Source organism: Streptomyces sp. NPDC048606, assembly GCF_040650855.1.
Taxonomy (GTDB): Bacteria; Actinomycetota; Actinomycetes; order Streptomycetales; family Streptomycetaceae; genus Streptomyces.
Genome location: NZ_JBEZIB010000029.1, coordinates 81,716 through 92,921, shown reverse-complemented (window position 1 = coordinate 92,921; position 11,206 = coordinate 81,716). Strand labels below are relative to the sequence as shown.

The window sequence follows — 11,206 nt, the reverse complement described above, 5'->3', positions numbered from 1 at the left end:
CCCGGGGGCCCCGGGGGCTCAGGAGCCGTGCGCGGCGCCGCGCTCGACGAGGCCGCGGACGTAGGCCGCCTGTCCGGCGTGCTGGAGGTCGTCGGCGAGGACGCTGACGAGGCGTACGCCGAGGGTGACGGGCGGGTCCCAACGCGCGTCGACGACCCGGCCGAGGTCGGCGGCGGACAGGGAGCGCACGAAGCGCAGGCTCTGTTCGTGGACCGCGTCGAAGTAGCCCAGCAGGGGCTCCGGGGAGTCGACGCGGACGGCCGCCGCCTGCCGCGCGGTCTGCCCGTACCCGGTGGCCGCGACGGGCAGCGACAGGCCTAGGCGGTCCGCCCAGCCGCCCTCGCGCCACACCTGGGGGAGGCCGGCGGCGTCGGCGACGTGGTCGTCCTGGACCCGGGCCAGGTGCCACACCAGCCAGGCGATGGAGTTGGCGGCCGGGTCGGGGCGGGCGTTCAGGGCCTCGGCGCCGATCCCGTCCAGTACCTCGTGGACGACCTCCCGGACGCGTCCGAACCCGTCCGCGATCACTTCCGTGGCCTTCACGCGCGTCACCGGACCCGTTCCCGCCCGACCGTCGGGCACCGCTGCCACCTTGCGCGGCCCGCGCCCCCGGGCGCGGGCCGACACTCCGTCAGCGGCGCTTTCGGCGCAGGAACACCCCGGCCGCCGCACCCACCAGGGCTATCGCGGCCACCCCGGCGGTGGTCCACCATCCGGTGTCGTCCCCGGAGCCGCCGGCCGGCCGCGTTGCGGGGGCCGTGTCGGAGGGGGCGGGCGGGGTGGCGGTCGCGGCGGGGGACGCGGGCGCGGGGGAGGCGTCCGTAGTGCCGCTCGCGGGCGGGGTCGGGGTCGGGGTCGGGGTGGCGGTCGGCGCCGGGTCGACCACCGGGACGGACACCTCGCCGGCCGCGTGCCCCAGCGCGGGGAAGCCCACGTCCACCGTCACCGTCCAGGCACCGGGCGGCAGCGGCTCCGCGGCGGTCCAGCCGCCGGGCCGGTCGCCGTCGCGGACCAGCCGACCGGGGCCGACCGTACGGCTCTTGTCGGCGCTGACCGCGTTGACGGTGGCGGCCACGGCCTCCTCGACGGGGTCCCCGTCGTTCTCCCAGGTGATGTCGGCGGTGACGCGGCCCTCGCGCTGGCCGGTGATGACCACCTTCAGGGTGTCGCCGTGCGCGCGCGCCGGACCCGCCGCGGCCAGGGCCAGGGCCAACGCCTGCACGGTCAGCACCAACAGGAAGCCGAGGAGGGCCAGGGGCGGGGGAAGGGTGAGTCGCGGACGTGTCGTCATGGTGCTCCAGGCGTGTGGGAGGGAGGGGTACGGCGGGCGGCCGCGCGGTGCGACCGCCCGCCGGGGTGGGTCAGGCGGCCTTGCGGGCCGTCCAGACCTGCGCCGGACGACCGTCCGCGCGCTGGAACTCCAGCAGCCAGTTCCCGTAGTACGGGCGGTTGCCGACGGTCAGGGCGAAGCCGCCGCTCGGGTCGGTGATGCTCACCCCGCCGTCGCGGGAGGTCATCCGCCACGTCTGCGCGGCTCCGTTGCCGCAGGGCTGCTGGGCGACCCACATGCCCGCCGCCGGGGCGCCGCCGGGCTGGAGGCACTTGCCGGAGACGGCGGAGCGGATCCGCACCAGTCCGTTGCCGGCGCCGTCGAAGAACCACTGCTGCTGCGCGTAGCCGTTGGTCCGGCCGGTGACCAGCACGGTGCCGTCTGCGGTGCGCCCGCCCCAGATCTCGGCTGCCATGCCGCTGCTGCCGTTGCCGAGGACGTAGCGGGTCCCCGGGGCGGTGCCGCCACCGCCGGCGTCGGTCGTGCGGAACGAGGCGGCCGTTCCGGGGCCGCTGTCGCGTCCGGAGGCGTCACGGACCGAGACGGCGGCCGTGTAGGCGGTGCCGGGACGCAGGTTGTAGACGCGCAGGCTGGTGGACTGGACCCACGTCAGGTGCTTGCCGTTCAGCATCACCTGGTACCAGGCGGCGCCCTCGACCTTGGGCCAGCTCAGCACGGCGGAGTCGGCCTGGACCTGGCCGGCCGTCACCTTCGGTCCGCCGGTGGGCGTCTTGGTGGGGCTGGGCGTCGGCTTCGGGCTGGGCCGGGGGTCGGGACCGGGGTCGGTGCCGCCGCCTCCGGCGGAGCGCATCAGGAACTGGTTGTCCGCGATGTTCCAGTGGGTGGCGAGGTAGCTGCCCGGTTTCGGACTGGTGTGGAAGTAGTCGTCGTGGTTGCAGTCCAGGATGTTCTCGGCGGCCTGGTTGGTGCAGACGTTGCGCATCTTCGGGTAGTACGGGGTGTCCGAGTAGCACATCACGTCCCACTCGTCCGTGCAGTGGGCGCCCCGGCTGGTGTTGGGCGCGCTGTTGTTGACCGCGCCCAGGTTGTGGCCGAGTTCGTGCGCGGCGGTGTGGCCGCCCCAGCAGCCCGAGTCGGTACGCCCGTAGGAGGGGCCGAAGTTGCTCAGGTTGTTCTGGCCGGGGCGCTCGTCGCCGTTGAAGGTGCCGATGCCGCAGTACACCTTGGAGTCCGCGAAGATCATGTACTTGCGGTCGCGGCGGTCGAGACCCTTGGCGGCGAGCGCGCTGTTGGTGGCGCTGAACTCGGCGAGCGCGGAGGCCGGGAGCTCGATGTTGAGCACCACCGGGGTGCAGTCGGCGGCCGTCACGTAGCGGATGTGACGGACACCGCCGGTCTCCTTGGCGCTGGCCGCGTAGATGACGTCGGCGTCGGCGGCCCACTTGCGGAACGAGGCCTGGTACTCGGCGAAGCGGTCGCCGCCGGGCGGGTGGACGTAGACCACCTGGACGCGGTTGCCGGTGGTGCCGTCGCCGTCGCACTGGACGGTCTGGCCGGCGGGGCCGGCGGCCGGGGTGCGTTCACCGGTGGTCGGCGGGGCGGGGGCGGCGGCGGACTTGGCGCTCTGCGCGTCGGCGGCGGGCGCGTCCTGAGGACGCCCGGCGCCTTCCGCGGCGGGGCCGTCGCCGCCGGCCGCGGCCGGGTCGACGGCCGGGGCCTTGACCCGGACGACGGGCTCGACGTCCTTCTTGATGTCGACGCCCCCGGGCGGGGCGTCGGGGCCGTGGGTGCAGTGGCCGGCGCCGGTGCGGTAGACGCCGGCGCAACGGTCGCCCTTGGGCGCCGCCTGGAGTCCGTCGTAGACCAGGCCGCGCGCGCCCTCGTTCGCGGGGGTGGCGGTGACGGGGGCGGGCTCCTCGTCCCGGGCCGGCGCGGCGGCCGGTTCGGGGGCGGGGGAGTCGGGCGCGCCGGCCGCGACGGCCGTGGTCGCCCCGGCGTCGTCGCCGAGGTCGGACCAGGCGATGCCGCCGGCTATGAGGCCGGCCGTGGCCATCGCCGCGGCGACGAGCAGCAGCCTGCGGGGTTTGCGCCGGTGTTCGCGGCGTCTGCGGCCGCCGGAGCGTCGCGCGGTGGAACGGGATGTCATGCGCACCTCAAGTCCTGGTCAGGAGAGTGGGTGCGCGGAAGCTTGCCAGAAGGGAGCCGCGGAGAATTCGGACAAACGGGAGCCAGGCTCGGGATATCTATCCGTTACCTGGCGGTCGAATTTGATGATCTGTCAACTTGATTAAAAACAAAGGGAGTTACGCGCGTCGCGTCGGAAAGGTCCAGGCCTTTGCGGCCATCTCGTTATCAAATCGAGATAGTAGGCGGAACCTTGTTGACGGGAATTCAGTCAGGTATTCACGCAAAAACTACCTGCCGAATATCCCCCGTCACGAGCGGTGAGGCACACGACCGCGGGTGCCCAGGCGGACCGGCGCTCCGGTCACGGCAAGGGCACCCCCGACGGGCTCACGACCACCCGACGACCGCGGCTACCGGCCCACTTCGCGCTCCCAGCGGTAGAAGCGGTGGGCCATGGCGTCCTTGGGGCTCCGCCAGGTCTCGGGGTCATGGGGGCTGACGAAGGCCGCGAGGCGGTCGCTCAGCCCCTGGAACTCCGGGTGCCCCGCGACCCGGGCGATGGCCGGGCCGGGGTCGGTGTCGGACTCGATCAGATGCATGTACACGTCGCCGAACTGGAACAGGCTCCGGCGGTTGACCCCGACCAGACGCGGCAGTTCGCCCGCGTCCGATTCGGCGAACAGGCCGGCGATGTCGTGGGCCGAACCGGGCGCCATGCGCGCCACGATGAGGGCTTGGTGCATCGGAGTTCGTGCCTTTCGTCTCGTGGGGGGCTCAGCGTCGACCGGTCACGGTCTTGCGCTTGTCCCGCTCCAGCTTCTCGATCTTGTCCCGGATCAGTTCCATCTGGATCCGCGAGTTGTGGTTGATGCGGTCGGTCATCCCCGCGTCGTCGATGGGCGCGTCCGGCTTCATCGCGAAGTCCTGGACCCAGCGCATCCGGGTACCGCCGCCGGGGGCCTCCCCGTACTCCCAGTGGATGTCCATGTGCGCGAACGGGCCGGTCTCCACCCGGCGCGCCCTGACCGTGAGGCCCGCGCGGTCCACCGTCCGCTCCGAGACCCAGCTCCACACCACCCCGTTCTCGTCGGGGTGCATGGCGAGGCGGAAGCGCGTCGTGTTCCCGGCCTTCTCCAGGATCTCGATCGACGCGTACTCGCTGAACAGCTCCGGCCAGTTCGGCAGGTCGTTCGTCACGTCCCACACCAGCTCGACGGGCGCGTTGACGGTGATCTCGTTGTCGGTGTGTCCAGGCATCTCAGGCTCCGGTCATGAGGCTGTTGTTGACGAGGTCGAGGAACTCGCGCGGGCTCTTGCAGCGGTCCGCGTCGGTGGGCAGCGCGCGGCCCCGCCGGTTCTCCAGCTCGCCGACGATGCCGAGCAGACCGAGCGAGTCGAGGCCGTACTCGTCGAACTGCGAGTCGGGCCGGCTCGCCATCTCGCCGGGGTCGACAGTGATGCCGGCGGTCTTCATGAGGGTCGCCAGCTCTTCCATGGTCAGTCGGTCGGACATGGTGCCTTCTCTCTCTCGTGCTTCCCGAGGGCCGCGCCGAACCCGCGCGCGGCCCTGACCAACCGGGTCCGATCCCTAGGCCGGGTGTTCGGGCCCCTTGCGCAGGACGAGTGCCGCGTTCGACCCCATCCGGCCGCGGCTCAGGACGAGCGCGGTCCGCAGCGGGGCCACGCGCGCGCCGCCCGTGACCAGATCCAGGTCGTGGCAGACGTCGAAGACGTTCGGCGTGGGCGGCACGACGCCGTGCTCCAGGGCCAGCACGGCCGTGGCGACGTCGAGGGTGCCGGCCGCGCAGTACGCCCGACCGAAACCCGTCTTGGGCGCCGTCACGGCCACCTCGGCCGCGTGCCCGCCGAGGGCGGCGTGGATCGCCCGCACCTCGGCCGCGTCCGCCTCGGGCGTGCCCAGGGCGTCCGCGAACACCACGTCGACCTCCTCGGGAGCGCATCCCGCCTCCCGCAACGCCCCGCGGATCGCGTGCGCCAGCCCCTCCCCGGACTCCTCCCGGAGCCCGGTTCCGGTGAACGTCGCCGCGTGCCCGGCCACCAGGGCGCGCACCGTCGCTCCGCGCCGCCGGGCGGCGGTCGCGTCCTCGACGGTGAACATCGCCCCGCCCTCCGCGGGGACGAACCCGCAGGCCTTCGAGGTGAAGGGCCGGTAGGCCCGCTCCGGGTCGTCCCAGGTGCTCAGCCCCTCGTACCCCAGCTGGCAGACCACCGAGTACGGCGCGAGCGGGGCCTCCGTCGCACCGACCAGCATGGCCCGGCTGCCCTGCCGGATCGCCCGGCCGGCGTGGGCGAAGGCGTCCAGCCCGCCCGCCTCGTCGCTCGCCACCACCCCGCACGGGCCCTTGAACCCGCGCCGGATGGACACCTGGCCGGTGCTGGCCGCGTAGAACCAGGCGATGGACTGGTACGGGCCGACGAAGCGGGGGCCCTGCCCCCACAGCCGCTGGAGCTCGCGCTGCCCGAACTCGCCACCGCCCGAACCCGCGGCCGTCACCACGCCCACCGCGTACGGGTCGTCCTCGTAGTCCGCCCGACCGAGCCGGGCGTGCTCCAGCGCGAGATCGGCCGCGGCCAGCGCGTAGTGGCTGAAGCGGTCCGTCTGCACCAGGAACCGGTCCTCGACCAGCGAGTTGGGTTCAAACCCCCGTACCTCGCCCGCCACCCGCACCGGAAGGTGCTCGCACCCCTGCCGGGTCACCCGGTCCAGGACGCTGTCACCCGCCTGGGTGGCCTTCCAGAAGGCATCGGCGCCGATCCCGTTGGGCGCGACGACCCCGATGCCCGTGACGGCCGGCGACGTGTCGGCTCTGCGGCTGCTCACGCGCGCACCTCCTTGGGCTGGGTCATGACCACGGCGGACTGGAAGCCGCCGAAGCCGCTGCCGACGGACAACACGCTGCGCAGGGTGTGGCTGCGGGCCGTGCGCGGCACGTAGTCGAGGTCGCATTCCGGGTCGGGGGTCTCGTAGTTCGCGGTCGGCGGCACCACCTGGTGGGTCATCGCCAGCACGCAGGCCGCGAGTTCGATCGCGCCGATCGCCCCGAGCGAGTGCCCGACCATCGACTTGATGGAGGTCATCGGCGTCCGGTACGCGTGGTCCTTCAGCACCCGCTTGACGGCCGCCGTCTCGTGGCGGTCGTTCTGCTTCGTGCCGGAACCGTGCGCGTTGACGTAGTCGACGTCCTCGGCGCCGATCCGGGCCTGCGCCAGGGCCGTCTCGATGGCACGGGCCATCTCCAGGCCCTCGGCGGTCAGCCCCGTCATGTGGTGGGCGTTGCCGAAGGTGGCGTACCCGCCCATCTCGCAGTAGATCGTCGCCCCGCGGGCCCGGGCACGCTCCCACTCCTCCAGTACGAGGACGGCGCCGCCCTCGCCCAGGACGAAACCGTCCCGGTCGGCGTCGAACGGCCGCGACGCGTGCGCCGGGTCGTCGTTGTTCGGCGAGGTCGCCTTGATCGCGTCGAAGCAGGCCACCGTGATGGGGGAGACGGGCGAGTCCGAGGCGCCGGCTATGCAGACGTCCATCCGACCCTCCTGGATCGCGTGCACCGCGTACCCGACGGCGTCGAGGCCCGAGGTGCAGCCCGTCGAGACGGTCTGCACCGGCCCGCGCGCCCCCGTCTGCTCCGCCACCGCCGAGGCGAGGGTCGCGGGCGTGAACGCCCGGTGCAGGAAGGGGGAGGACAGCCGGTGGTCCACGTCCCACCAGTCGCCCTTCTGGCTCACGGCCACGTAGTCGTGCTCCAGCCGCGTGGTGCCGCCGACGGCCGTGCCGAGGGAGACCCCCGTGCGCCAGGCGTCCTCGTCGTCGAGTTCCAGCCCGGCGTCGGCCACCGCCTCGCGGGCGGCGACCAGAGCGAACTGGATGTACCGGTCCGCCCGGGCCGTGTCGTCGGCCCCCAGACCGTGCGAGGCGGGATCGAAGTCCACCTCGGCGGCTATCCGGGAGCGGAACCCGGCCGGGTCGAAGAGGGTGATGCCCCTCGTCGCCGTACGGCCGTTGGACAACAGGTCCCAGAAGGCGGTGGTGCCTATGCCACCGGGGGCGACGACGCCCACCCCCGTGACGGCCACCCGCCGGCGGGTCACGAGACCGCTCCCGAGCGCTCCGGAGGCCGCTCCGCCCAGGCCGTGGCCTCCGGGTGCGGCGCCTCCTCGGTGTCGACGTGCCCGAGCTCGGGACGCGGGGCGAGCGGACCGAGGTGGAAGACCATCCGGGCCTCGGTGTCGCCGACGTTGCGGAAGCGGTGGCGCACGTTGAGCGGGACGAGCAGACCCTGGTCGGCGCGCAGCGGGTGCGCGTCGCCGTCGAGGTCCACCTCCAGCGTGCCGCTGACCACGTACACGAACTCCTCGGAGTAGGGATGGTAGTGCTCGGCGATCGACTCGCCGGGGGCCATCACGGCCAGGCCCATGAACCCGCTCGTCGAACCCACCGAGGTCGGGGTGAGCACGGCGCGCAGGTCACCTCCGCGCCTGCGGTTGGGCTGGGTCTCGCCGAGATCGACGATCCGCGGGTGATGTTTGGTCATCGCTGACTTCCTCCTGGCGTACGCGGAGCCCGGCCGTGGGCTGCCGGTGGTGGACGAGGGGGACGGAGCGGGGTGCCCGCCCCCTTCGGGTTCAGGCCCTTCCGGTGCGGTTCGACCGGTTCGGGGCCCTTCCGGTCCGAGGCCTCGGCGGTCCCGGACCAAGCGGATCAGACCTCCGCCGGGGCCCGGCGGTCGGTGATCGGGTCCATGAGGTGCGGGCCCGGCCGGGCCGCGCCGGGCGCCCCGGCCAGCAGACGGTCCAGGACCGCCGCCTGACGGGGACCCTCGATGCCGAAGCCGGCGGCGAAGCGCTCGTCGGCCGGCCCGAACACGTCCAGGAGACGGACCACGACGTCGTCCCGCTGGAAGACGGTGCTGCTCAGCACCGGGCTCGTCGGCAGCTTCGCCGCCGCCTCGTCCTGGCGGGCCAGGAAGCGGGCGAGGAGCGAGCCGCAGCCGGGCTTCGCCGGGTAGAAGAACGCGTGCCGGCGCACCTCCTGCGGCGGCCTGCCCTGCTCCGCCAGGTGGTGCACGGCCGGCAGGGCGGCCCGCATGAAGAACATCCGGGCGGACTCCGGGTCCGCCAGGTCCCGGTCCTGCTCCAGGTACGGGTTGATGGCGTGCTCGACGGCCCGCACCTCCGGCTGCTCCGACACGTGGCGCAGCGCCGCCATCAGGTCGCCCTGCACCTCCACCGCCCGCACCACCCGGTTGCCGTGCATGAACAGAGAGGTCCGGCACAGCCGCGTGTGGTCGTCGACCCGGGCCTCGGGGGAGGCGTAGGACGACAGGATCTGCGCCACCTTCCCCTCGCTGCCCGGCTTGACGGTGAAGGTCAGCGCGTGGCGCACGACGCCGGCGCCCAGCCGCGGGGAGTCCTGGAGCCGGATCCCGACGGCCGCCGCGGGGGCCTCGTAGCGCTTGCCGGTCTCGCGCAGGACGGTGAACTTCAGCGGGCGCATGGAGCGCGCGCAGGCGCCGAGCGGGCGGACCTGCTCCGCGTGCTCCTCGCTGTTGACCCAGGCGAGGTACTGCGGGGCGCTCGCCCACTCGCTGGTGATCAGCCACTGCGAGGGGTTCTCGAAGGACTGGCACAGCTGGTCGCCGAGGTGGCCGGGGACCGAGGCGATGTCGTGCCGGAGCTGCTCGTACGCCTCGAAGAACCGCTGCTGGGCCCCCTCGTGCAGGTCCATCAGCAGGACGACCCGGAGCATGGAGCCGTCGAAAGCGGACTGCGACACCCGTTCGGACAGGGTGGTTGTCATCTGCTCACTCCTTCGTGAGGGCAAGAAGGCCGGCGCGTACGCGCTCACGTGCGCCGATCGGCGGCGACTCCCCGGGTGCGCGGGGCCCTCGGGGCCCGCGCGGTCGGGAACCACGGGCGGCAGGGCCGAAGGGGCCGCCGCTGTCGCTCATCGTCATCCGCCCGGGTACGTCTCGCTACATCTCCGGATCAAGCGGGTGACAAGAGGCGACTCGCCAGGGCTTGAACCCCGATCGTGGGCATAAGGCGTCCACTGCCCCCCACACGAAACAGGAGCCCGCAGCTGATGGAAGAGCATGCCGATGTTCGCGTACCGGTCCTCGTCGTGGGCGGCTCCCTCGTGGGCCTGTCCACCTCGCTGTTCCTGAGCCGTCACGGCATCAGACACATGCTGGTCGAGAAGCACTCCGGTACCTCCGTCCACCCCCGCGGCCGCGGCATCAACGCCCGGACGATGGAACTTTTCCGCACGGCGGGCGCCGAACCCGCCATCCGCAAGGAGGCCTCCGCCCTGGAGGCCAATCAGGGCATCCTCCAGACCCAGGCCCTGATCGGCGGCGAACACAAGTGGCTCATCAAGGCCGTCGACCCGGGCAACGCCCTGCGCCGCTTCAGCCCGACCGGCTGGTGCCTGTGCAGCCAGAACAACATCGAGCCGCTGCTGGCCTCGCAGAGCCGCGCGCAGGGCGCCGACGTGCGCTTCTCCACCGAACTGATGAGCTTCGACCAGGACGCCGACGGAGTGAGCGCGCTGGTGAAGAACCGGGAGACCGGTGAGCACATCAGCGTCCGCGCGGACTTCCTGATCGCCGCCGACGGCCCGCGCAGCCCCGTACGGGAAGGCCTGGGCGTCCGCCAGACGGGCAGCGGCGAGCTCTTCCACAACGTCAGCATCGTCTTCCGCTCGGAGCGGCTCGCCGAGGAACTGGGCGACCTGCGGTTCATCGTCTGCTACCTGATGAAGCCCGGCGCCGACGGGGCGCTGCTGCCGGTGGACAACGAGACCCAGTGGGTCTTCCACGCCCCCTGGCACCCGGAGACGGGCGAGACCCTGGAGGACTTCACCGAGGAACGCTGCGTGGCGCAGATCCGCAACGCCATCGGCGTGCCGGACCTCGACGTCGAGGTGGGCGGGAAGGCTCCCTGGCACGCGGCCGAACGGGTGGCCGAACAGTACCGGGTCGGCCGGGTCTTCCTGGTGGGCGACGCGGCCCACGAGATGTCGCCCACCGGGGCGTTCGGCTCCAACACCGGCATCCAGGACGCGCACAACCTGGCCTGGAAGGTCGCCGCGGTGCTGAACGGCTCCGCCGGTCAGGAGCTCCTGGCCACCTACGAGACCGAGCGGCTGCCCGTGGCCCGCGCCACCAGCGAGCGCGCCTCGGCCCGTTCCGCCGAACACAGCCACCCCGGCTACGTTCCCCCGCCCACCATGGGCGGTGGCCCCGGCAGCGGGGTCCTCACCACGGCCATGGGCTACTGCTACCCGCAGGGCGCCGTCGTGGGCGGCGACCCCGACCGGCCGATCATCCCCGAGGAGCTGCGGCTCAAGGGCGACGTCGGCACCCGCGCCCCGCACCTGTGGGTGCTCCGGGCGGGGGAGCGGATCTCCACGCTCGACCTCTACGAGCGCTCGTTCACGCTGCTCAGCGGCGCGGGCACGCCCTGGTCGGAGGCGGCGGTGCGGGTGGCGCGGGACCTGGGCGCGCACCTGGACACCTGGACGGTGGGCAGGGGGGCGGACGCCGACCTGAAGCCGGTGGACGACGTCGACTGGGCGGGGGCCCACGAGTTGCCCGCCGACGGCGCGGTCCTGGTCCGGCCGGACGGATTCGTGGCGTGGCGTGCGGAGGGCGCCGCCGCCGACCCGTACCGGGCGCTGCGCGAGGCGATGGCGCAGCTGCTGCACAAGTCCTGAGAAAAGCCCCTGCCGGCCGGGATCCGCACCGGCCGGCAGGGGTGTTCACGGGG

11 protein-coding genes are annotated in these 11,206 nt (G+C 73.1%); 1 reads left to right on the top strand and 10 read right to left on the bottom strand.

The window, feature by feature from the left end:
* Window positions 1-18 precede the first annotated feature (18 nt).
* The 10 genes from AB0D01_RS27985 to AB0D01_RS27940 form a co-directional block, all read right to left on the bottom strand.
* Complete coding sequence (locus AB0D01_RS27985; protein ID WP_363059988.1) at window positions 19-543, bottom strand: DinB family protein; 525 nt, start codon at window positions 541-543, stop codon at window positions 19-21.
* A gap of 88 nt (window positions 544-631) precedes the next feature.
* Window positions 632-1,291, bottom strand: coding sequence for an LPXTG cell wall anchor domain-containing protein (locus tag AB0D01_RS27980; protein ID WP_363059987.1), 660 nt, complete (start codon window positions 1,289-1,291; stop codon window positions 632-634).
* Window positions 1,292-1,361: 70 nt separating this feature from the next.
* Complete coding sequence (locus AB0D01_RS27975) at window positions 1,362-3,437, bottom strand: RICIN domain-containing protein (protein ID WP_363059985.1); 2,076 nt, start codon at window positions 3,435-3,437, stop codon at window positions 1,362-1,364.
* A 391-nt stretch (window positions 3,438-3,828) separates the two neighbouring features.
* Complete coding sequence (locus AB0D01_RS27970; protein ID WP_363059983.1) at window positions 3,829-4,161, bottom strand: TcmI family type II polyketide cyclase; 333 nt, start codon at window positions 4,159-4,161, stop codon at window positions 3,829-3,831.
* 31 nt (window positions 4,162-4,192) lie between these two features.
* Window positions 4,193-4,675: an SRPBCC family protein gene (locus AB0D01_RS27965; RefSeq protein WP_363059981.1), complete on the bottom strand. Its 483-nt coding sequence runs from the start codon at window positions 4,673-4,675 to the stop codon at window positions 4,193-4,195.
* A gap of 1 nt (window position 4,676) precedes the next feature.
* A complete protein-coding gene (locus AB0D01_RS27960; RefSeq protein ID WP_363059979.1) occupies window positions 4,677-4,931 on the bottom strand; it encodes an acyl carrier protein in 255 nt (84 codons plus the stop codon).
* 75 nt (window positions 4,932-5,006) lie between these two features.
* Window positions 5,007-6,260: a beta-ketoacyl synthase N-terminal-like domain-containing protein gene (locus AB0D01_RS27955; RefSeq protein WP_363059977.1), complete on the bottom strand. Its 1,254-nt coding sequence runs from the start codon at window positions 6,258-6,260 to the stop codon at window positions 5,007-5,009.
* Window positions 6,257-7,528: a beta-ketoacyl-[acyl-carrier-protein] synthase family protein gene (locus AB0D01_RS27950; RefSeq protein ID WP_363059975.1), complete on the bottom strand. Its 1,272-nt coding sequence runs from the start codon at window positions 7,526-7,528 to the stop codon at window positions 6,257-6,259. The genes AB0D01_RS27955 and AB0D01_RS27950 overlap by 4 nt, the downstream gene beginning before the upstream one ends.
* Window positions 7,525-7,971 (bottom strand): cupin domain-containing protein, encoded by a 447-nt coding sequence (locus AB0D01_RS27945; RefSeq protein ID WP_363059973.1) that lies wholly within the window; start codon window positions 7,969-7,971, stop codon window positions 7,525-7,527. Before AB0D01_RS27945 ends, AB0D01_RS27950 begins: the two co-directional genes overlap by 4 nt.
* Before the next feature lie 167 nt (window positions 7,972-8,138).
* Window positions 8,139-9,236 carry a SchA/CurD-like domain-containing protein gene (locus AB0D01_RS27940; protein WP_363059971.1) on the bottom strand — a complete coding sequence of 366 codons (1,098 nt, stop codon included), beginning with the start codon at window positions 9,234-9,236 and terminating at the stop codon, window positions 8,139-8,141.
* A gap of 285 nt (window positions 9,237-9,521) precedes the next feature.
* Between AB0D01_RS27940 and AB0D01_RS27935 the strand changes: the two genes are divergently transcribed.
* A complete protein-coding gene (locus AB0D01_RS27935) occupies window positions 9,522-11,153 on the top strand; it encodes an FAD-dependent monooxygenase (RefSeq protein ID WP_363059969.1) in 1,632 nt (543 codons plus the stop codon).
* The last annotated feature ends 53 nt before the right edge of the window (window positions 11,154-11,206 follow it).

Excerpts from the sequence above, each read along its gene's own strand:
- AB0D01_RS27940 (WP_363059971.1), bottom strand. The coding sequence starts at position 9,236 with ATGACAACCACCCTGTCCGAACGGGTGTCGCAGTCCGCTTTCGACGGC.
- AB0D01_RS27960 (WP_363059979.1), bottom strand. The coding sequence starts at position 4,931 with ATGTCCGACCGACTGACCATGGAAGAGCTGGCGACCCTCATGAAGACC.
- AB0D01_RS27945 (WP_363059973.1), bottom strand. The coding sequence starts at position 7,971 with ATGACCAAACATCACCCGCGGATCGTCGATCTCGGCGAGACCCAGCCC.
- AB0D01_RS27975 (WP_363059985.1), bottom strand. The coding sequence starts at position 3,437 with ATGACATCCCGTTCCACCGCGCGACGCTCCGGCGGCCGCAGACGCCGC.
- AB0D01_RS27970 (WP_363059983.1), bottom strand. The coding sequence starts at position 4,161 with ATGCACCAAGCCCTCATCGTGGCGCGCATGGCGCCCGGTTCGGCCCAC.
- AB0D01_RS27965 (WP_363059981.1), bottom strand. The coding sequence starts at position 4,675 with ATGCCTGGACACACCGACAACGAGATCACCGTCAACGCGCCCGTCGAG.
- AB0D01_RS27980 (WP_363059987.1), bottom strand. The coding sequence starts at position 1,291 with ATGACGACACGTCCGCGACTCACCCTTCCCCCGCCCCTGGCCCTCCTC.
- AB0D01_RS27935 (WP_363059969.1), top strand. The coding sequence starts at position 9,522 with ATGGAAGAGCATGCCGATGTTCGCGTACCGGTCCTCGTCGTGGGCGGC.